At 72.2% G+C, this 19,269-nt stretch carries 17 protein-coding genes and 2 tRNA genes; 16 read left to right on the top strand and 3 right to left on the bottom strand.

Annotated elements, in window-relative coordinates; genetic code table 11:
• Positions 1 to 13: 13 nt before the first annotated feature.
• From K353_RS22720 to K353_RS22685, 9 genes are all read left to right on the top strand, one after another.
• Complete coding sequence (locus tag K353_RS22720) at positions 14 to 526, top strand: DUF721 domain-containing protein (protein WP_111555394.1); 513 nt, start codon at positions 14 to 16, stop codon at positions 524 to 526.
• A gap of 273 nt (positions 527 to 799) precedes the next feature.
• The gene (gene gyrB, locus K353_RS22715; protein ID WP_233533765.1) at positions 800 to 2,791 is read left to right on the top strand and encodes a DNA topoisomerase (ATP-hydrolyzing) subunit B; all 1,992 of its coding nucleotides are present in this window, start codon (positions 800 to 802) and stop codon (positions 2,789 to 2,791) included.
• A gap of 37 nt (positions 2,792 to 2,828) precedes the next feature.
• Positions 2,829 to 5,429 (top strand): DNA gyrase subunit A, encoded by a 2,601-nt coding sequence (gyrA, locus tag K353_RS22710; RefSeq protein ID WP_111555392.1) that lies wholly within the window; start codon positions 2,829 to 2,831, stop codon positions 5,427 to 5,429.
• A 147-nt stretch (positions 5,430 to 5,576) separates the two neighbouring features.
• The gene (locus K353_RS22705; protein ID WP_111555391.1) at positions 5,577 to 6,224 is read left to right on the top strand and encodes a DUF3566 domain-containing protein; all 648 of its coding nucleotides are present in this window, start codon (positions 5,577 to 5,579) and stop codon (positions 6,222 to 6,224) included.
• Between the two features lie 225 nt (positions 6,225 to 6,449).
• Positions 6,450 to 7,832, top strand: coding sequence for a cyclopropane-fatty-acyl-phospholipid synthase family protein (locus K353_RS22700; protein WP_111555390.1), 1,383 nt, complete (start codon positions 6,450 to 6,452; stop codon positions 7,830 to 7,832).
• 16 nt (positions 7,833 to 7,848) lie between these two features.
• Positions 7,849 to 7,922, top strand: a tRNA-Ile gene (locus K353_RS22695).
• Between the two features lie 285 nt (positions 7,923 to 8,207).
• Positions 8,208 to 9,242 (top strand): hypothetical protein, encoded by a 1,035-nt coding sequence (locus tag K353_RS35960; protein ID WP_233533764.1) that lies wholly within the window; start codon positions 8,208 to 8,210, stop codon positions 9,240 to 9,242.
• 260 nt (positions 9,243 to 9,502) lie between these two features.
• Positions 9,503 to 9,631, top strand: a complete 129-nt coding sequence (locus tag K353_RS35955; protein ID WP_014137031.1) for a DLW-39 family protein — start codon at positions 9,503 to 9,505, stop codon at positions 9,629 to 9,631.
• Between the two features lie 110 nt (positions 9,632 to 9,741).
• Positions 9,742 to 9,814 (top strand) — tRNA-Ala (locus K353_RS22685).
• A gap of 74 nt (positions 9,815 to 9,888) precedes the next feature.
• Here the strand turns inward: K353_RS22685 and K353_RS22680 are convergent.
• The gene (locus tag K353_RS22680) at positions 9,889 to 10,812 is read right to left on the bottom strand and encodes a DUF5324 family protein (protein WP_111555389.1); all 924 of its coding nucleotides are present in this window, start codon (positions 10,810 to 10,812) and stop codon (positions 9,889 to 9,891) included.
• A gap of 163 nt (positions 10,813 to 10,975) precedes the next feature.
• Between K353_RS22680 and K353_RS22675 the strand changes: the two genes are divergently transcribed.
• Together K353_RS22675 and K353_RS22670 are read left to right on the top strand one after the other, a co-directional pair.
• Entirely contained in the window at positions 10,976 to 11,503 is a 528-nt protein-coding gene (locus tag K353_RS22675; RefSeq protein WP_111555388.1) for a peptidylprolyl isomerase, read from the top strand.
• 133 nt (positions 11,504 to 11,636) lie between these two features.
• Complete coding sequence (locus K353_RS22670; protein WP_111555387.1) at positions 11,637 to 12,536, top strand: rhomboid family intramembrane serine protease; 900 nt, start codon at positions 11,637 to 11,639, stop codon at positions 12,534 to 12,536.
• 272 nt (positions 12,537 to 12,808) lie between these two features.
• On the opposite strand, the gene crgA is transcribed toward K353_RS22670, so the two are convergent.
• The gene (gene crgA / locus K353_RS22665; RefSeq protein ID WP_100837211.1) at positions 12,809 to 13,063 is read right to left on the bottom strand and encodes a cell division protein CrgA; all 255 of its coding nucleotides are present in this window, start codon (positions 13,061 to 13,063) and stop codon (positions 12,809 to 12,811) included.
• Positions 13,064 to 13,217: 154 nt separating this feature from the next.
• On the opposite strand from crgA, the gene K353_RS22660 reads away from it, so the two are divergent.
• The 5 genes from K353_RS22660 to K353_RS22645 all read left to right on the top strand — a co-directional run bounded on the left by K353_RS22660 (position 13,218) and on the right by K353_RS22645 (position 16,877).
• Positions 13,218 to 13,988 carry a DUF881 domain-containing protein gene (locus tag K353_RS22660; protein WP_199528208.1) on the top strand — a complete coding sequence of 257 codons (771 nt, stop codon included), beginning with the start codon at positions 13,218 to 13,220 and terminating at the stop codon, positions 13,986 to 13,988.
• Positions 13,989 to 14,252: 264 nt separating this feature from the next.
• Positions 14,253 to 14,423: a hypothetical protein gene (locus tag K353_RS34920; RefSeq protein WP_199528207.1), complete on the top strand. Its 171-nt coding sequence runs from the start codon at positions 14,253 to 14,255 to the stop codon at positions 14,421 to 14,423.
• Positions 14,424 to 14,481: 58 nt separating this feature from the next.
• On the top strand, positions 14,482 to 15,144 hold the full coding sequence (locus K353_RS22655; protein ID WP_111555386.1) for an aminodeoxychorismate/anthranilate synthase component II: 663 nt from the start codon (positions 14,482 to 14,484) through the stop codon (positions 15,142 to 15,144).
• A 5-nt stretch (positions 15,145 to 15,149) separates the two neighbouring features.
• Positions 15,150 to 16,124 (top strand): class E sortase, encoded by a 975-nt coding sequence (locus K353_RS22650; RefSeq protein WP_111555385.1) that lies wholly within the window; start codon positions 15,150 to 15,152, stop codon positions 16,122 to 16,124.
• 18 nt (positions 16,125 to 16,142) lie between these two features.
• Positions 16,143 to 16,877, top strand: a complete 735-nt coding sequence (locus tag K353_RS22645) for a class E sortase (protein ID WP_111555384.1) — start codon at positions 16,143 to 16,145, stop codon at positions 16,875 to 16,877.
• An 85-nt stretch (positions 16,878 to 16,962) separates the two neighbouring features.
• On the opposite strand, the gene pknB is transcribed toward K353_RS22645, so the two are convergent.
• Positions 16,963 to 18,999 (bottom strand): Stk1 family PASTA domain-containing Ser/Thr kinase, encoded by a 2,037-nt coding sequence (gene pknB, locus K353_RS22640; protein ID WP_111555383.1) that lies wholly within the window; start codon positions 18,997 to 18,999, stop codon positions 16,963 to 16,965.
• Between the last annotated feature and the right edge of the window lie 270 nt (positions 19,000 to 19,269).

Raw genomic sequence — 19,269 nt, 5'->3', positions numbered from 1 at the left:
GGGAGGGAGCGTGATGGCGGAGGGGCCGGAGCTTTCGGGGGTGGACCTGGCCCGGGTGGCGCTGCGCGCCGCCAAGGAGCAGGCCCGGCAGCGCGGGGAGCAGGTGCGCGAGCGGCGGGAGGCCAAGCGGACCGGGCTGCGCAGCGGTGCCCGCGCGGACGGCCGGGACCCGGTGCCGCTGGGGGCGGCGCTGAACCGGCTGATCACCGAGCGGGGCTGGGAGGCGCCCGCCGCGGTGGGCGGGGTGATGGGCCGCTGGTCGCAGATCGTCGGGCCGGACATCGCCGCGCACTGCGAGCCCAAGTCGTACGCGGAGGCCGAGGCGGTGCTCACCGTGCAGTGCGACTCCACCGCGTGGGCGACTCAACTGCGGCTGCTGGCACGGCAGTTGGTGGCCCGGCTGAATCACGAGCTGGGGCACGGCACGGTCCGGGTGATCAAGGTGCTGGGGCCGGACGCCCCGGTGCGTGGGTACGGGCGGTTGCGGGCACCCGGGAGCAAGGGCCCGGGTGACACCTGGGGCTGACCCCGGTGCGGCGGACCGGGATCTTCCGGAATCGCTGGCGGCCCGTCCAGGCGCTCTGAGCCCCCCTGTCGAGTATCGGGACACGTCCCGAGGGGATTCAGGGCGGCACATCTGCCCTCAGAGGCTGCCAAACGCCCCTCTCTGTCGGTCGTACCGGTAGACTGAAGCGTAAACACCGTTGCGTGGAGCAACAGAGTCGAAACGCCGTGGTCGCACACCTGCCCGGGCAAGCGGGGAGGGGCGCGGCCCGCGCTGTGCCAGAGAGGGCGCTTCGTGGCCGATTCCGGCAACCCCAGCCAGACCCCAGACCCGTCCGACCAGAAGGCCTACGACGCCAGCGCGATCCAGGTGCTGGAGGGCCTCGACGCCGTCCGCAAGCGCCCGGGCATGTACATCGGCTCGACCGGTGAGCGCGGCCTGCACCACCTCGTGTACGAGATCGTCGACAACTCCGTCGACGAGGCGCTGGCGGGTCACGCCGACACCATCGGCGTCACGATCCTGGCCGACGGCGGCGTGCGGGTGGTCGACAACGGCCGCGGCATCCCGGTCGGCATCATGCCGGGCCAGGACAAGCCCGCCGTCGAGGTCGTGCTGACCGTGCTGCACGCGGGCGGCAAGTTCGGCGGCGGCGGCTACGCGGTCTCCGGCGGTCTGCACGGCGTCGGCATCTCGGTGGTGAACGCGCTCTCCACCCGCCTCGCGGTGGACATCAGCACCGACGGCGCCCGCTGGACGCAGGAGTACAAGTCCGGCGCCCCGACCGCCCCGCTGGCCCGGCACGAGGAGACCTCGGAGACCGGCACCACGGTCACCTTCTGGGCCGACCCGGACATCTTCGAGACCACCGTCTACTCCTTCGAGACGCTCTCCCGGCGCTTCCAGGAGATGGCCTTCCTCAACAAGGGCCTGACGATCGAGCTGACCGACGAGCGCCCCGAGCACCTGGACGAGGAGGGCAACCCGCTCTCCGTCACCTACCGGTACGACGGCGGCATCGCGGACTTCGTGGCCCACCTCAACTCCCGCAAGGGCGAGCCGGTCCACCCCTCGGTGATCGACTTCGAGGCCGAGGACAAGGACAAGACGATCTCGGCCGAGATCGCCATGCAGTGGAATTCGTCCTACACCGAGGGCGTGTACTCGTTCGCCAACACCATCCACACCCACGGCGGCGGCACCCACGAGGAGGGCTTCCGGTCCGCGCTCACCGGTCTGATGAACCGGTACGCGCGCGACAAGAAGCTGCTCCGCGAGAAGGACGACAACCTCTCCGGCGAGGACATCCGCGAGGGCCTGACCGCGATCATCTCGGTCAAGCTCGGCGAGCCGCAGTTCGAGGGCCAGACCAAGGACAAGCTCGGCAACACCGAGGCCAAGACCTTCGTCCAGAAGGTGGTCAACGAGCACCTGGCCGACTGGCTGGACCGCAACCCCAACGAGGCCGCGGACATCGTCCGCAAGTCGATCCAGGCCGCCAGCGCCCGGGTCGCCGCCCGCAAGGCCCGCGACCTGACCCGGCGCAAGGGGCTGCTGGAGTCGGCCTCGCTGCCCGGCAAGCTCTCGGACTGCCAGTCCAAGGACCCGGCCGAGTGCGAGATCTTCATCGTCGAGGGCGACTCGGCCGGCGGCTCCGCCAAGCAGGGCCGCGACCCGCGCACCCAGGCGATCCTCCCGATCCGCGGCAAGATCCTGAACGTCGAGAAGGCCCGGATCGACAAGGTGCTGCAGAACACCGAGGTCCAGGCGCTGATCTCGGCCTTCGGCTGCGGCATCCAGGAGGACTACGACGCCGAGAAGCTGCGGTACCACAAGATCGTGCTGATGGCCGACGCCGACGTCGACGGACAGCACATCCGGACCCTGCTGCTCACCCTGCTGTTCCGCTTCATGCGCCCGCTGGTCGAGGCCGGGTACGTCTACCTGGCGATGCCCCCGCTGTACAAGATCAAGTGGGGCCGGGACGAGTTCGAGTACGCCTACTCCGACCGCGAGCGCGACGCGCTGATCGCGGCCGGCGTCGAGGCCGGCCGCCGGCTCCCGAAGGACGACGCGATCCAGCGCTTCAAGGGCCTCGGCGAGATGAACGCCGAGGAGCTGCGCGTCACCACCATGGACGCCGCGCACCGCCTGCTGCTCCAGGTCACCCTGGAGGACGCCGCCCGCGCCGACGACCTGTTCTCCGTCCTGATGGGCGAGGACGTCGAGGCCCGCCGCTCCTTCATCCAGCGCAACGCGAAGGACGTCCGCTTCCTGGACGTCTGACGTCCGCCCAGGATCGTTGAAAGGAAACTGACCACCAGTGGTCGACGACAACCGTCCGGACGGCGGCGAGCAGCCCGCGGACAGCACCCTCCTCCCCGCCCAGAGCGGCAACCGGGTCGAGCTCATCGAGCTCGAGACCGAGATGCAGCGCTCCTACCTCGACTACGCGATGAGCGTCATCGTCTCGCGCGCCCTGCCCGAGGTCCGCGACGGCCTCAAGCCGGTGCACCGCCGGGTGCTCTACGCGATGTACGACGGCGGCTACCGGCCCGAGAAGGGCTACTACAAGTGCGCCCGCGTGGTCGGCGACGTGATGGGCAACTACCACCCGCACGGCGACACCTCGATCTACGACACCCTGGTCCGCCTCGCCCAGACCTGGTCGATGCGGATGCCGCTGGTCGACGGCAACGGCAACTTCGGCTCCCCGGGCAACGACCCGGCCGCGGCGATGCGCTACACCGAGTGCAAGATGATGCCGCTGGCGATGGAGATGATGCGCGACATCGACGAGGAGACCGTCGACTTCGCCGCCAACTACGACGGCCGGCAGCAGGAGCCGACCGTCCTGCCCTCGCGCATCCCCAACCTGCTGGTCAACGGCGCCACCGGCATCGCGGTCGGCATGGCCACCAACATCCCGCCGCACAACCTGCGCGAGGTCGCCTCCGGCGCGCTCTGGGCGCTGGAGCACCCCGAGGCCTCCAACGAGGAGCTGCTGGAGGCCCTGATCGAGCGGATCAAGGCCCCCGACTTCCCGACCGGGGCGCTGATCGTCGGCCGCCGCGGCATCGAGGAGGCCTACCGCACCGGCCGCGGCTCGATCACCATGCGCGCGGTGGTCGAGGTCGAGGAGATCCAGGGCCGCCAGTGCCTGGTGATCACCGAGCTGCCGTTCCAGGTCAACCCGGACAACCTCGCGCTGAAGATCGCCGACCTGGTCAAGGACGGCCGGATCGCCGGCATCGCCGACGTCCGCGACGAGTCCTCCTCGCGCACCGGCCAGCGCCTGGTCATCGTGCTCAAGCGGGACGCGGTCGCCAAGGTCGTCCTCAACAACCTGTACAAGCACACCGACCTGCAGACCAACTTCGGCGCCAACATGCTGGCCCTGGTCGACGGCGTGCCGCGCACCCTCTCGCTGGACGCCTTCATCCGGCACTGGGTCGCCCACCAGATCGAGGTCATCGTCCGCCGGACCACCTTCCGGCTGCGCAAGGCCGAGGAGCGCGCGCACATCCTGCGCGCCCTGCTCAAGGCGCTCGACCAGATCGACGCGGTGATCGCGCTGATCCGCGCCTCGGAGAGCGCCGAGGCCGCCCGCACCGGCCTGATGCGGCTGCTCGCCATCGACGAGCTCCAGGCCAACGCCATCCTGGAGATGCAGCTGCGCCGGCTCGCCGCCCTGGAGAGCGCCCGCATCCTCAGCGAGCACGACGAGCTCCAGGCCAAGATCAACGAGTACAACGCGATCCTCGCCTCGCCCTCCCGGCAGCGCGAGATCGTCTCCGAGGAGCTCACCGCGATCGTCGAGAAGTACGGCGACGAGCGGCGCTCCACCCTGATCCCCTCCGACGGCGACCTCTCGATCGAGGACCTCATCGCCGAGGAGGACATCGTGGTCACCATCACCCGCGGCGGCTACGTCAAGCGCACCCGCTCCGACCTCTACCGCTCGCAGAAGCGCGGCGGCAAGGGCGTGCGCGGCGCGCAGCTGAAGCAGGACGACATCGTCGACCACTTCTTCGTGACCACCACCCACAACTGGATCCTGTTCTTCACCAACAAGGGCCGGGTCTACCGCGCCAAGGGCTACGAGCTGCCCGACGCCGGCCGCGACGCCCGCGGCCAGCACGTCGCCAACCTGCTGGCCTTCCAGCCGGAGGAGCACATCACCCAGGTGATGGCCGTGCGCACCTACGAGGACAAGCCGTACCTGGTCCTCGCCACCCGCGGCGGCCTGGTCAAGAAGACCCCGCTCAAGGACTACGACTCCCCGCGCTCCGGCGGCCTGATCGCGATCAACCTGCGCCAGGACGAGGAGGGCCGGGACGACGAGCTGATCGGCGCCGAGCTGGTCTCCGCCGAGGACGACCTGCTGCTGATCTCCCGGAAGGCCCAGTCGATCCGCTTCAAGGCGACCGACGAGGCGCTGCGCCCGATGAGCCGGGCCACCTCCGGGGTGAAGGGCATGTCCTTCCGCGAGGACGACGAACTGCTCTCGATGAACGTGGTGCGGCCCGGCACCTTCGTCTTCACCGCCACCGACGGCGGGTACGCGAAGCGGACCACGGTTGACGAGTACCGTGTCCAGGGACGCGGTGGTTTCGGTATCAAGGCGGCGAAGATCGTCGAGGGCCGGGGCTCGCTGGTCGGCGCCCTGGTCGTCGAGGAGACCGACGAGATCATGGCCATCACGCTGTCCGGCGGCGTGATCCGGACCAGGGTTTCCGAGGTGCGTGAAACCGGACGTGACACCATGGGCGTCCAACTGATCAACCTCGGAAAGCGCGACGCGGTGGTGGGCATGGCCCGCAACGCGGAGGCGGACGAGGAGGAGGGCGCGGACGAGGCCGTCGACGAGGCGGAGTCCGCGGCCACCGAGCAGGACGCGGACGGCGCGCCCGCCCAGGGCTGACGCACGGACGCGCACCGTGGTGCCCGCCCCGCCGGTGGCGGGGCGGGCACCACGGTCTGACCGCGGGCCACCGGGGTACGCGGAGCACGAGCACAACACGGACCAGGGCGGTGCGATCGCCCTGGCGGACGGTTCGGGAGGACCACGGTGAGCGGAGCCACGGGTGCTGGAGGTGCCACGGGCGGCCTGGCGGGCGGGCCGGGCGGAACCGCCCAGCAGTCCTACGGGGGCCAGACCCCGCCTCCCCCGCCGAGCGCGCCGCCCGCGGGCGGCTTCTCCCAGCCCACCACCTACGCCAAGGGCCAGCCCACCCCGCCGCGCGGCACCCGCGTCCCGGGCGCTCCCGGCACCCCCGGCACCCCCGGGCAGAGCGGCGGCCAGCCCCGCCGCCCCGGCCCGTCCGGCGGCGGCACCGGCCGGACCCGCAAGGCCCGGCTGCGGGTCACCAAGGCCGACCCGTGGTCGGTGATGAAAGTCAGCTTCCTGCTCTCGCTGGCCCTCGGCGTGATCATCATCGTGGCCGCCGCGGTGCTCTGGATGACCCTGGACGGCCTCGGCGTCTTCTCCTCGCTGAGCAGCACCCTGAAGGACGTCACCGGCAGCGGCGGCGACAGCTCCGGCGCCTTCGACCTGATGGACTACATCGGGTTCGGCAAGGTCATGCTCTTCACCGTGCTGATCGCGCTGGTCGACATCGTCCTGATGACCGCGCTGGCCACCCTCGCCGCGTTCATCTACAACTCGGCGGCGGGCTTCACCGGCGGCATCGAACTGACCCTCGCCGAAGAAGACTGATCCCGCGTCAGTCAGGCGGAATTCCCGGGGCCCCGGAGGCTGTTGAAGCCTCCGGGGCCCTTCGTCGTCCCCGGTGCAATCGGGTGACCGCCCGGCGTGCCGGGGCCGCGTTCCGGCCCGCAGCGCAGAGACAGGTGGAAGAACGGGAACGGTCAGCGGGCCGCCCGGCCGCCTCCGGCGGTCACCGGGCGTCCCGGACGGGAACGACTGGTCGGAGGGGCCGTCATGGCGCAGCACGCACAGCAACTGGTGGACGCGGTGGAGGGACTGATCGGCCGTCCGATCCCGCTGCGGGTCCGCGCCTGGGACGGCTCCGAGGCCGGCCCGTCCGGAGCCCCCACCATCGTCCTGCGCAACCGCCGCGCCCTGCGCCGGCTGCTCTGGTCCCCGGGCGAGCTCGGCCTGGCCCGCGCCTACGTCTCCGGCGACCTCGAAGTCGCCCCCGACACCGACCTGTACGAGGTGCTGGCCGCCGTCTCCACCTTCGCCGAGGACCGGGACGCCCCCCGCCCGCAGGTCGGCCCCCGCCAGTACCTCGGCGCCCCCGGCCGCCGGCTGCTCGGCACGGCCCTGCGGCAGGGCATCCTCGGCCCGAACCCGGCACCCCCGGCCGAGGAGGTCGGGCCCCGCCGCGGCCAGCTGCACAGCCGCCACCGGGACCGCGCCGCGATCAGCCACCACTACGACGTCGGCAACGACTTCTACGGGCTCGTCCTCGGCCCCACCCTGGTCTACTCCTGCGCCTACTGGGAGCCCGCCGCCAAGAGCCTGGAGGACGCCCAGACCGCCAAGCTCGACCTGATCTGCCGCAAGCTCGGCCTGCGCCCCGGCACGCGCCTGCTGGACGTCGGCTGCGGCTGGGGCTCGCTGCTCCTGCACGCCGCCCGCCACTACGGCGTCGAGGCGGTCGGGGTCTCCATCTCCACCGAGCAGGTCGCGCTGGCCCGGCAGCGGGTCGCGGAGGCCGGTCTCGCCGACCGGATCGAGATCCGGCTCCAGGACTACCGGGAGATCCCCGACGGCCCCTTCGACGCCATCTCCAGCGTCGGCATGGCCGAGCACGTCGGCTCCGCCCAGTACCTGGTCTACGCCCGCCACCTGTACGGCCTGCTCGCCCCCGGCGGCCGCCTGCTCAACCACCAGATCGCCCGCCGCCCGCTGCCGCCCGGCGAGGCGTACCGGCTCTCCCCCTTCATCGACCGCTACGTCTTCCCCGACGGCGAGCTCTCCCCCGTCGGCACCACGGTCTCCCGGCTGGAGCAGGCCGGCTTCGAGGTCCGCGACGTCGAGGCCCTGCGCGAGCACTACGGCCGCACCCTGCGCGAGTGGGTCGCCAACCTGGAGGCGCACTGGCCCGAGGCCGTCGCCCTGGCCGGCCGCGGCCGGGCCCGGGTCTGGCGCCTCTACATGGCCGCCTCCGCCGTCTCCTTCGAGCAGAACCACATCGGCGTCAACCAGGTCCTCGCCGTCCGCCCCACCCCCGTCGGCGGCTCCGGCCTCCCCCCGACCCGCCCCGAGTGGCTCGCCGAGCCCGCCGAGCCCGCTGAGCAGCACCGTCCGGAGGAGGCCCGGGATACGGATTTGGGAGATCGGCCGTCGGTCCGCTAATCTTTCAGTGCGGCAAGGGCCTATAGCTCAGACGGTTAGAGCGCTTCCCTGATAAGGAAGAGGCCACAGGTTCAAGTCCTGTTAGGCCCACCGGCGCGAAGGCCCCGATCACCTGGTGATCGGGGCCTTCGACGTGTTCCGCCCCCGTAACCTCCCGCCCGTCCGCTCGTTGGGCCCGGTGCGCAGAGGCAACACAGGGTGAGCTGACTCGAAACTGATGTGAAGTCGGGGATGGCCGGGCGACAGAACCGGTCACTGGGTGACGTGGGACGTAACGCGACCTCTGCTCCGGCCGGCGGATGATCCGGCCCCGCCCGCCCCGGGCGATCGGGCGGTTCCCACGTCATGTCTTCTTCCCCCCTGTGAGGCACTCCCATGTCCATGGAAGCCGCGCTGCTCGAATCCAGGACGCTCCGAAGCGGCCTGTGCGAGCGCACCGAAGTCCTCGGCGAGGTCAAGGCCCTCGTCCTGCTGCCCGACGGGCTGTACGTCACCACGCGGATGGTGGCGGACTACTTCGAGGTCGGCGAGAACATCATCCGAGCGGTGGTCCGACGCCACCGGCAGGAGCTGGAGAGCAACGGGTACACCGTCCTCAAGCCTGTGGATAACCCCGCGAACCAGACCTTCAAAATGAAGGTCTGGCAGGTCAGCGGCCCGCAGGAGGCCGACCGGCAGTCCGGCGAGGTCGGGCGACCGGCGCACCCGGCCGAGAACCCCGAGGACCAGAGTTACAAGAAGTACTTCTGGCAGGTCAGCGGTGCCGAAGGAGGTGAAGGGAGCCCCCGCGCGGAGGCCCCCCGGTGGTCCCCGCCTGTGGACAACCCCTACGGCCGTCCCCAGGGCGGCGGCAACGGCATCGCCCTCTACTCGCGGCGGGCCGTCCTGAACGTCGCGATGCTGCTGCGCGACAGCGAGGTGGCCCGGCGGGTGCGCGGGCGGCTGCTGGACGCGGTGGAGGCGGCGGCGCGGCCGGTGGTGGTGCCGCCGGTGGTGCACGCGTTCCGGGCGCGGCCGTGGCGGCGGTGGAGCGAGCTGCGGTGGGACGAGTACGAGGCGGGGCGGCGGGACCCGGCGGTGGAGGACTGGCGGCGGCGGATCGACGGGCTGGAGCCGTTCGAGTCGTACCGGCCGGGGGAGTGCGAGCCGGTGGTGCCGCGGTACGCCGAGGAGCCGGAGTCCGCGTTCACGGCGGAGGACCTGCCGGCCGTGGTCGCGGGGCTGGCGGTCTCGGTCGGCTCGATCGAACGGCGGCTCGACGCCCAGGGGCTGCTGACCACCGCGCTCGGTGAGCGGACCTCCCGGCAGGAGGCCCGCCTGGACGGGCTGGACACCCGGCTGGACGTCCTGTCCGCGGACGTGCGGGCGGCCCGGCGCGAGCTGGCCCGGCTGCGGCGGCGCAAGCGGTAGCCGTACGCGGTAGCCGGTAGCCGGGCGCAGGAGTGCGCGGGCGCGCCGTCGGGCGGAAACGGCGGCGCGCCCGGGCGCGTTGTCGGACGATCGTACTGATGCCGGTATGTCAAAGCCGGTGGCGGATCGGTCGGTTGGCGGTGGCGGGGGCCGCTCTTGAAGGGGTTACCGGTGTGTATCATCGGCCTCAGGGCGGTCCGCACCCCGGCCGCTGGTTCGTGCTCCTACATCCAAGTAAGCAAGAAGGACGAGGTCCCGCGGTGAAGAAGCTTCTCCTGGTCGCCCTGGTCGCCCTCGGCGGCTTCTTTGTCTACCGTCAGGTCCAGGCGGACCGTGCCGAGCAGGACCTGTGGACCGAGGCGACCGACCCGGTCCCCGCCGGCCGCTGAGCGCCGACTGACGAAGTCTTTCTCGGGCCGGCCCGCGGAGCACGGGCCGCGGCCGGTCCGAAACCCGCGTGGGCGGCTGCCCGGGAGCGGGTAGGCTGTCCCCGTTGCTCGGGGCCTTAGCTCAGTTGGTAGAGCGCTGTCTTTGCATGGCAGATGTCAGGGGTTCGACTCCCCTAGGCTCCACAGTCGACGAACGGCCCCCGACCTGGTGAACAGGTCGGGGGCCGTTCGCGTGCCCGGAGGCTTCCGGGGCGGGGTCAGTGCGGCTTGCGCGGGTCGTGCGGCTTGGGACGGTCTTCGTCGTGCTCGTCCTCCGACGGCCGGGGGGCGACCTCCGGGTCGGCCGGTGCGCCGGGCTCGTCGAGCGGGACGGAGCCGTTGAGCACCGCGCCGCCGACCGTGCCGCCCACCGGGCCGCCGGCCGCGCTGCCGGGAGCGGTGGCCGACGCGGAGTCCGCGGCGGCCGTGGTGTCGGTGGCGGCCGTGCCGGAGGGGACGGAGGAGAGGGTGGGCGCGGCGGCCGGGGCCGGGGGCTCGGTCAGCCACTCGGGGTTGTTCTGCTTGCGGTACCACTGCCAGGCCAGTACGCCGGTGCCGATGGCCAGGGTGCCGGCCACCGCGAGGGCGGTGGCCCAGCCGTTGCGGCGCTGCTTCTTGGCGTTCTTGGCGGCCAGCTTGCTGATCTCGGCGGAGCTGACGTGGCCCTGCAGGGCGGTGACCGCGGCGGCGCCGCGGGTCTGCGCCTCCAGGGCGATCGGAGTGATGTTCTCCTTGGCGGCCTGGAAGGTCTCGGTGACCTTGGGCACCACGGTGGCCCGGGCCTGTCCGGCGGCCTGGCCGGCCGACAGCTTGGCGGCCAGGGCGGCCTCCTGGGCCCGGTGGGCGGCCCGGAGCGCGGCCTTCTGGGTCTCCGGGGGGAGACTGGTGAAGGCGTGCTCCAGGTGCGGTGCGACGTACTTGGCGTACTGCACCCGGGCGGTGTGCGCGGCCTGGCCGGCTCCGACCTTGGCCTGGGCTCCGGCGGCGGCGGCCTTGGGGCCGAACGCCTCCAGCTTGGGGCCGAGCAGCTGCTTGGCCTCCTCCGCGTAGTGCAGCGCAGCCTCCTTGGCAGAAACGGCGTAGGGCGCCACGGCGTCCTTCGCCCGTCCGGCGGTCTCGCGCGCGGTGTCCGTACGGCTCACGGGCTTCTCCTTCTCGGCGGGTGTCCGGCGTCCGGTACGCACCTTTCCACCTGCTAGGAGATCATGCATCGGGCTTGCCGACCGGGCACCTCCGGCTGAGCCGTCCGCGAGCCGCGTGGGATGATTCATCGGATAGTCAGGCAAGAGAGAAGAAGGTACTGCCGTGGCCGAGGAACTCACCGCCACCCTGAAGACCAACCGCGGTGACATCGTGGTCAAGCTCTTCCCGAACCACGCGCCGAAGACCGTCGCCAACTTCGTGGAGCTGGCCGAGGGCGCCCGCGAGTGGAAGAACCCGGAGACCGGTGTGCTGGCCGCCGAGCCGCTGTACGACGGCACGGTCTTCCACCGGGTCATCGCGGGCTTCATGATCCAGGGCGGCGACCCGCTGGGCAACGGCACCGGCGGCCCGGGCTACGAGTTCGGCGACGAGTTCCACCCCGACCTCTCGTTCGACCGCCCGTACCTGCTGGCGATGGCCAACGCCGGCCCGGGCACCAACGGCTCGCAGTTCTTCATCACGGTCGCCCCGACCAGCTGGCTGAACCGCAAGCACAGCATCTTCGGCGAGGTCGTGGACGAGGCCAGCCGGAAGGTCGTGGACGCGATCGCCACCACCGCCACCACCAAGCCGTACGACCGCCCGGTCCAGGACGTGGTGATCGAGCAGGTCGTCGTCTCGCGCGGCTGATCCGCACCCGGCCGCCCCGCGGGGCGGCCCCCGCGCGCCCGTGCGCGCAGTAGCCTGGGCGGTCCCGGCGGTGCCCCGTTCCGTACGGCGGGGGGCGGCGCCGGGACCGTTTCGTTGAGGAGGGACAGCGGCGATGCATCCGGAGGAGCCCGTGCGGCCGACGTCGGCGGACGGCCGGGGGAGCGGGTTGCCCCGGTGCGCTCGGCACCCCGAGCGGGAGACCGGGGTGAGCTGCGCCAGGTGCGGGCAGCCGGTCTGCCCGGAGTGCATGGTGCCCGCCTCGGTGGGCTTCCAGTGCCCGGACTGCGTGCGGGGCGAGGCCGGGCAGCAGGCCCGGCAGCAGCCCCGGACCACGGCCGGCGCGCTGCTGACGCTCGGTGACGGGGCACTGGTCACCAAGGTGCTGATCGGCGTCAACCTGCTGGTGTTCCTGCTCACCGAGTACGTCGACGGGGTCTGGCAGTTCCGGCTGGGGATGGGCAGCGGGGCGGACGCGTTCGGGACGCGGATCGGCGTGGCCGAGGGCCCGGGCCAGTGGTACCGGCTGGTCAGCGGGATGTTCGTGCACGCCGGGGTGATGCACATCCTGATGAACATGTTCTCGCTCTGGGTGCTCGGCCCCCAGCTGGAGCGGGTGCTGGGCCGGTGGCGCTTCCTCGCCCTCTACCTGCTGTCGGGGGTGGCGGGCAACGCGTTCGGCTACCTGCTGGACGGGGCGGACATGTTCTCGGTCGGCGCCTCCGGGGCGATCTTCGGCCTGCTGGGCGCGACCGCGGTGCTGTTCCGGGCGAACCGGGTGCCGATGCAGCCGGTGATCGCGCTGCTGGTGGTCAACCTGGTGCTCACCTTCACGCTGAACAACATCGACTGGCGGGCCCACCTCGGCGGCCTGGTGGCCGGGGTCGCCATCGGGGCCGGGATGATGTCCGCCCCGCGGGAGCGCCGGAACCTGGTGCAGGGGCTGGCGCTGGCCGGGGCGGTGGCGGCGATCCTGCTGATGCTGCTGATCGGGACGGCGCGCCTGCCGGGGTGACGGGGGCGGGGTTGTGCACAGCCGGTGGTCGCCGGGGCGTGCCCACCGATTGGATTTCCCGGCTCTACGCGCGTTATGCTGCTGCGTTGCGAGTTATCCACAGGCTGGGCGGAGTTTTCCCCAGTGTGGACAACCCTGTGGATAAACGTTCGGACGCTCCCGGCGGGGTCCGGTCGGCCCCGGTCGCGGACAGCCCGGACACCGCCCCGGCGCGCTGTCCGGGGCGGTGCGGGTGGATCAGGCCGGGGTCCGCCGGGCGGGCGGAGCCGGCGTCACTTCCACTGGGTGGAGACGCCGAAGCCCGCCGCGATGAAGCCGAAGCCGGCCAGGATGTTCCAGTTGCCCCAGCTGCTGATCGGCCAGTTGCCGCTGGTCACGTAGTACGTGACGATCCAGACCAGGCCGACCAGGAAGAACACCAGCATCAGTGGTGCCACCCAGCTCCGGCCGGAACTGATCTTCACGGCCGTCGCGGTGCTCGGAGGCGGCGTGTAGTCGGCCTTCTTGCGGAGTCGAGACTTCGGCACGAGGGGCTCTCCTGTCGATGCGCTGTGACCGCGCGGGTGGGTCAGCGTGGGCGGGCGGCAAATGGCGGGCCGGTCCGTACGGTTGATCCTCCGCACATGCCACCGGCGTCCGTTAGCGTAGTGGCTCGCCGGGTCGTAAGGAGATAAGGGTACGGTGCCTGATTCCACGATTTCTTCGCCCTCCCCGGCTTCGGGCCCCCGGCGTGGGCGAATTGTCGGACGTGCCCTGACCTGCACCGTCTTCGCGCTCGCCGGACTGCTCTTCTACGTCAGCGCGCGGACCGCGCACGGCACCGACCTGCGCACTGACAACTCGCTGCTGAAGCTCAGCGACGTCATACAGCAGCGCTCCACCCAGAACCAGCAGCTGTCGGAGCAGGTCTCCGCCGACCGGGACCGGGCCGACCGGCTGGCCCGGGAGCAGGGGCAGAGCCCGGACGACGCGGCCCGGCTGGCCGAGCTGCAGCGGGCCGCCGGGCTGGACCCGCTGCGCGGGCCCGGGCTGACCGTCACCCTGGACGACGCCCCGCCGAACGCCACCGCCCGCATCCCGGGCGTCCCCGAGCCCGGCGTCAACGACCTGGTGATCCACCAGCAGGACATCCAGGCCGTGGTGAACGCCCTCTGGCGGGGCGGCGCGGAGGGCATCCAGGTGATGGACCAGCGGCTGATCTCCACCAGCGCGGTGCGCTGCGTCGGCAACACCCTGCTGCTCCAGGGCCGGGTCTACTCGCCGCCGTACGTGATCCGGGCGGTGGGCCGGACGGAGGCGCTGCGCGCCGCGGTGGACGCCGACCCGACCATCCGCAACTACCTGGGCTACGTGACCGCCTACGGGCTGGGCTGGAAGGTCCAGGAGAGCGGCGAGCTGACCCTGCCCGGGTACACCGGCTCCGCCGACCTGCGCTCCGCGGAGGCCCCCTAGCGTCCGCCTGCCCGCCTGCCCGCCTGCCCGCCTGCCCGCCTGCCCGCCTGCCCGCCCGATCGCCCGTGCGTCCGGACCCGGCCAGGAACCGGACAGGACCCGCCGGGACCGGTGCGGATCCGGCCAGGACCTGACCGGAACCCGTTCAGGATGCGTCCGGAATCCGCCCCCGACCCGCCGCGGCCGGCCCGTTGCGCGGATACCCTCCTGGGCCGGGCGGAGGGGCGTCTACGCTTGTGCCGACCCGAAACACCGAGGAGCACCATGTACGGCTGGATCTGGCGGCATCTTCCGGGCCCCGCGCCGGTCCGTGCGCTGATCTCCCTGCTGCTCGTCCTCGGGGTGGTCTACGTCCTGTTCCAGTACGTCTTCCCGTGGGCCGAGCCGCTGCTCCCCTTCGGGAACGTGACGGTGGACCAGGGCGCCGGCGGCTGAGACCGGCACCGTTCCGACTCCGTCCGTCCCCCGACGCACCCGTACCCCAGGAGTAGCGATGACCCCCGCCGGCCGAGCGCCCCGGATCCTCGTGGTCGACAACTACGACAGCTTCGTGTTCAACATCGTCCAGTACCTGTACCAGCTGGGCGCGGTCTGCGAGGTGGTCCGCAACGACGGGCTGACCGTGGCCGACGCCCGGCCGCGGGCGGGCGAGGAGGGCTACGACGGGGTGCTGCTCTCCCCCGGGCCCGGCACGCCCGAGGAGGCCGGGGTGTGCGTGGAGATGGTGCACCACTGCGCCCGGGTCGGGCTGCCGCTGTTCGGGGTCTGCCTGGGCCTGCAGTCGATCGCGGTGGCGCACGGCGCGGTGGTCGGGCGGGCGCCCGAGCTGCTGCACGGCAAGACCTCGCCGGTGCTGCACGAGGACGGCGGCGTGTTCGCGGGCCTGCCCTCGCCGCTGACCGCCACCCGCTACCACTCGCTGGCGGTCGACCCGGACACCGTGCCCGCCGAGCTGGTGGTGACCTCGCGCACCGACAGCGGCGTGATCATGGGCCTGCGGCACCGCGAACTCCCGATCGAGGGCGTCCAGTTCCACCCGGAGTCGGTGCTCACCGAGGGCGGCCACCGGATGCTCGCCAACTGGCTCGCCGCGTGCGGCTTCCCGGAGGCGGTGGGCCGCTCGGCCGGGCTCGCCCCGGTCATCGGCCGGAGCTGACGCCGGTGACCGCCGTGCGCCCGGAGGGGGGCGTCCCCGACGAGCTGGGGGAGCCGGGGGACTGGAGCGTCTACGAGGCCGCGGCCGACGAGAGCCCGGCCGAGCAGACCCTGAAACTGCGGCTGCCGACCGCCCCGACGGCCGGGCCGGTGCCCCCGCAGCCCGGCGACCGGGCGGCCCGCCGCCGGGCCGCGGCCGGCCCGTCCGGCCTGCGCGCGCCGGGCACCGGGCGCCGCCGGGCCACCGGGCGGCCCGCCGGGCCGCGGCCGCCGCGCCCGAAGGAGCGCAAGCGGGTGGTACTGGCCCGGCTGGTGGGGGAGCTGTTCATCACCCTCGGCGCGGTGATGCTGCTGTTCGTCTCGTACCAGCTGTGGTGGACCAACGTGCTGGCCGATCGGGACGCCGGGGCCGCCAGCAGCAAGCTGGAGCAGCAGTGGGCCCAGCAGCCGGCCGCCCCGACCGGCGGGGGCGCCGCCCCCGCCCCGCAGCCCACCGCCTTCCAGCCCGGGCAGGGCTTCGCCATCATCCACGTGCCGAAGCTGGGCCTGGACTACCCGATCGCCGAGGGCACCGACAAGCAGAAGGTGCTCGACCACGGCCTGGTGGGCCACTACGCGGGCACCGCGATGCCGTCCGACCGGCAGGGCAACTTCGCGGTCGCCGCGCACCGCACCACGCACGGCCAGCCGTTCCGGAAGATCGGCCAACTCGTGCCGGGCGACAAGATCGTGGTGGAGACCGCGACCGCCTACTACACGTACGAGGTGGCCGGCGGCATCCCGGAGACCCCGCCGACCAACGTGACGGTGCTCCAGGCGGTCCCGAAGGGCTCGCCGTTCACCGGGCCGGGCCGCTACCTGACCATGACGACATGCACGCCGGAGTTCAGTGCCCGGGGAAGGCTGATCGTCTTTGGCAAGATGGTCGAGGAACGGCCGAGGAGCCAGGGCCAGCCGGAGGCGCTGACCGGGCGACACTGAGCAGCGAGGCGCGGCACCATGGGCACAGCCATGCGGGGCGGTCGTAGGCGGCGCGGACGGACGGCGGTGGCCCTGGGGCTGCTGGGGGAGCTGCTGATCACCCTGGGGCTGGTGCTGGCGCTGTTCGTCGGGTACTCGCTGTGGTGGACCGACGTGCTGGCCGACCGGACCGCCGGGCACGCGGGGGACCGGCTGCGGCAGACCTGGGGCATCCCGGCCGCGCCCCCGGCGGACGGCGCGGCCGCCGGGCCGGCGCCGCAGTACGCGGCGGGGGACGGGGTGGGCTTCCTGCACGTGCCGGCCTTCGGCCGGGGCGACCAGACGCTGATCCGGATGGGCACCACCGCGCAGGTGCTCGACGAGGGCGTGGCCGGGGTGTACGAGGAGCCGTACCGCTCGGCGATGCCGTGGGACGCCGAGGGCAACTTCGCGCTGGCGGCGCACCGGGACGGGCACGGCGCCAGGTTCCACGACCTGGACAAGGTCGCGGTCGGCGACCCGGTGGTGGTGGAGACCAGGGACGCCTGGTACGTCTACCGGGTCGCCGGGGCGCTGCCGCAGACCTCCAAGTACGACGTGGGCGTGGTGGCGCCCGTCCCCGAGGGCTCGCCGTTCACCGGCCCGGGCCGCTACCTGACGCTGACCACCTGCACGCCGGTGTACACCTCCCGCTACCGGATGGCGGTCTGGGCCCAGCTGGTCCGGGTCGACCCGGTGGACGCGCGGCGCACCCCGCCGCCCGAGCTGCGCTGACCGCCACCGGGTGCCGGAACGGCCGAGGGGCCGCACCGTTCAGCGCGAACGGTGCGGCCCCTCGGCGTGGTCCCGGGCGCCGGTGCTACGGCTTCGGGTCGTTGGACTTGTCCGGCGCCTGCGCGAACAGGGTGACCTTGTCGCCGGGGTTGAGCGGGGTGCCCGCCGTGACGTTGGTGTTGACCACGGTGCCGTTGGGGTCCTGCGAGCCGACCAGGGCGTAGCTCAGGCCGAGCTTGGTGAGCTGGTTGATGGCGTCGCTGACCTTGACGTTCTGCAGCGGCGGCATCGTCACCTTGTCGGCCTGCTTGCCCACCACCAGGGCCACCTGGCCGCCCTGCTTGAGCTGGCCGTTCTTCGGGTTCTGGTCGAGGACCTGGCCCACCTGGGTGCTGTCGGTGACGGGCTTGGTGGTGATCGTGAAGTTGAGCTTGGCCTCGGTGAGGGTCTGGGTGGCCTCGTCCTGGGCCTTGCCGACCACGTTCGGCACGGTGACCTTCTGCTGGCCGGAGGAGACCGTCAGGGTGACCGTGGCGCCCGGGGCGGCCTTGCCGGTGACGTCCTGCGAGACGACCTTGTCCTGGTCGATCTTGTCGTCGTTGGCGTAGGTGGTCTTGACGTCGAAGCCCTTGTCCTTGAGCGCCTTGGTCGCGGCGTCCTTGGCCTGGCCGGTGACGTCCGGCACGTCGACCTGGGCCGCGGCGGCGGCCAGGTGCACGGTGATCGTGCCGGAGGCGGACATCTGGCCGGCCGCGGCGGGCTCCTGGGTGCAGACCTGGTCCTTCTGGACCTTGGTGTCGGCGCAGGTGGCGGCCGGGTCGCCGGTGACCACCTTGAGGGTGGCGTTCTGCGCCTTCGCCGCGTTCTCCGCGTCGGCCAGGCTCAGCCCGGCCAGGTTCGGGACGGTGGTCTTCCCGGCGGCCTTGTCGCCGGTCTTCACCATGGACTGCACCACGAAGAACGCGCCGACCAGGACCAGCACCGCCGCGACGGCCAGCACGATCCAGGAGGTGTTGCTCTTCTTCGGCTGCTCCTCGCGCCGCCGGCTGCCGCGGCCCTCGTAGCCGCCCTCGTCCCCGCCGCCGTAGCCGCCGTCCTGGTAGCCGCCGTACGGGGCGGGCTGCTGGTTGCCGACCGGCGGCAGCACGGTGGTCGGGCCGCCCTGCTGGGGCAGCACGTTGGTCTGGCCGTACGGGTCGTGCTGGTGGCCGCCCTGGTCGTAGCCGTAGCCGTAGCCGGCCGCGCCCATGCCGTAGGCCGCCTGCTGGGCGGCGTTCACCGGCAGGCCGTCGAGGAAGCGCTCGATGTCGTCGCGCATCTCGTCGGCGGACTGGTAGCGGTAGTCGCGCTCCTTGGCCAGCGCCTTGAGCACGATCGCGTCGATCTCGGGGCGGACCTCGGGGTCGTACGAGGACGGCGGGGCGGGCTCCTCGCGGACGTGCTGGTAGGCCACCGCGACCGGCGAGTCGCCGACGAACGGCGGCCGGACGGTGAGCAGCTCGTACAGCAGGCAGCCGGTGGAGTACAGGTCGGAGCGGGCGTCGACGGTCTCGCCCTTGGCCTGCTCGGGGGAGAGGTACTGGGCGGTGCCGATGACCGCGGAGGTCTGGGTCATCGTCATGCCGGCGTCACCCATCGCGCGGGCGATGCCGAAGTCCATCACCTTGACGTTGCCCTGCCGGGTCAGCATCACGTTGGCGGGCTTGATGTCGCGGTGCACGATGCCGGCCCGGTGCGAGTACTCCAGGGCCTGCAGGATGCCGATGGTCATCTCCAGCGCCCGCTCGGGCAGCAGCCGCCGCCCGGTGTGCAGCAGTTCGCGCAGGGTGGAGCCCTCGACGTACTCCATCACGATGTACGGGATGGAGATCCCGTCGATGTAGTCCTCGCCGGTGTCGTAGACCGCGACGATGGCCGGGTGGTTGAGCGAGGCCGCGGACTGCGCCTCGCGGCGGAACCTGGCCTGGAAGGAGGGGTCGCGGGCCATGTCGGTGCGGAGGGTCTTCACGGCCACGGTGCGGCCGAGCCGGGTGTCGTGCCCGAGGTACACCTCGGCCATGCCACCGCGCCCGAGGACGCCGCCGAGTTCGTACCTGCCGCCTAGGCGACGAGGCTCTTCCATATCTCCGACCCTCTCCCCCACCGGCAGGTGAGGATGTGACGTAGGTGTCCCCGCACGCCCTCTTCGGACGCGGCGGCCGCCGCCGCGGTTGCACGGCTCCGGCCACGGTCTCCGGCCGCGGGTACACCCGCTGCTGGCGGATACGCTACCGGGCCGACCTGGGCGGGCCCGAGCGGACCGTCAGCTGAGACCGGACCGATATCGACCAGGACCGTCCCATTGTGACAATTCCGGCCGCCGATCGAGGACCGGCGGCCGGAATGTGACGCA

Origin of the sequence: Kitasatospora sp. SolWspMP-SS2h (assembly GCF_003259315.1) — a bacterium.
GTDB lineage: Bacteria > Actinomycetota > Actinomycetes > Streptomycetales > Streptomycetaceae > Kitasatospora > Kitasatospora fiedleri.
This window is presented reverse-complemented; position numbering and strand designations above follow the sequence as displayed.

Bases quoted from the DNA above. Each gene is read 5' to 3' on its own strand.
- K353_RS22720 (WP_111555394.1), top strand. From the start codon at position 14: ATGGCGGAGGGGCCGGAGCTTTCGGGGGTGGACCTGGCCCGGGTGGCG.
- K353_RS22700 (WP_111555390.1), top strand. From the start codon at position 6,450: ATGGCGCAGCACGCACAGCAACTGGTGGACGCGGTGGAGGGACTGATC.
- K353_RS35960 (WP_233533764.1), top strand. From the start codon at position 8,208: ATGTCCATGGAAGCCGCGCTGCTCGAATCCAGGACGCTCCGAAGCGGC.
- K353_RS22670 (WP_111555387.1), top strand. From the start codon at position 11,637: ATGCATCCGGAGGAGCCCGTGCGGCCGACGTCGGCGGACGGCCGGGGG.
- K353_RS34920 (WP_199528207.1), top strand. From the start codon at position 14,253: ATGTACGGCTGGATCTGGCGGCATCTTCCGGGCCCCGCGCCGGTCCGT.
- K353_RS22655 (WP_111555386.1), top strand. From the start codon at position 14,482: ATGACCCCCGCCGGCCGAGCGCCCCGGATCCTCGTGGTCGACAACTAC.
- K353_RS22645 (WP_111555384.1), top strand. From the start codon at position 16,143: ATGGGCACAGCCATGCGGGGCGGTCGTAGGCGGCGCGGACGGACGGCG.
- pknB (WP_111555383.1), bottom strand. From the start codon at position 18,999: ATGGAAGAGCCTCGTCGCCTAGGCGGCAGGTACGAACTCGGCGGCGTC.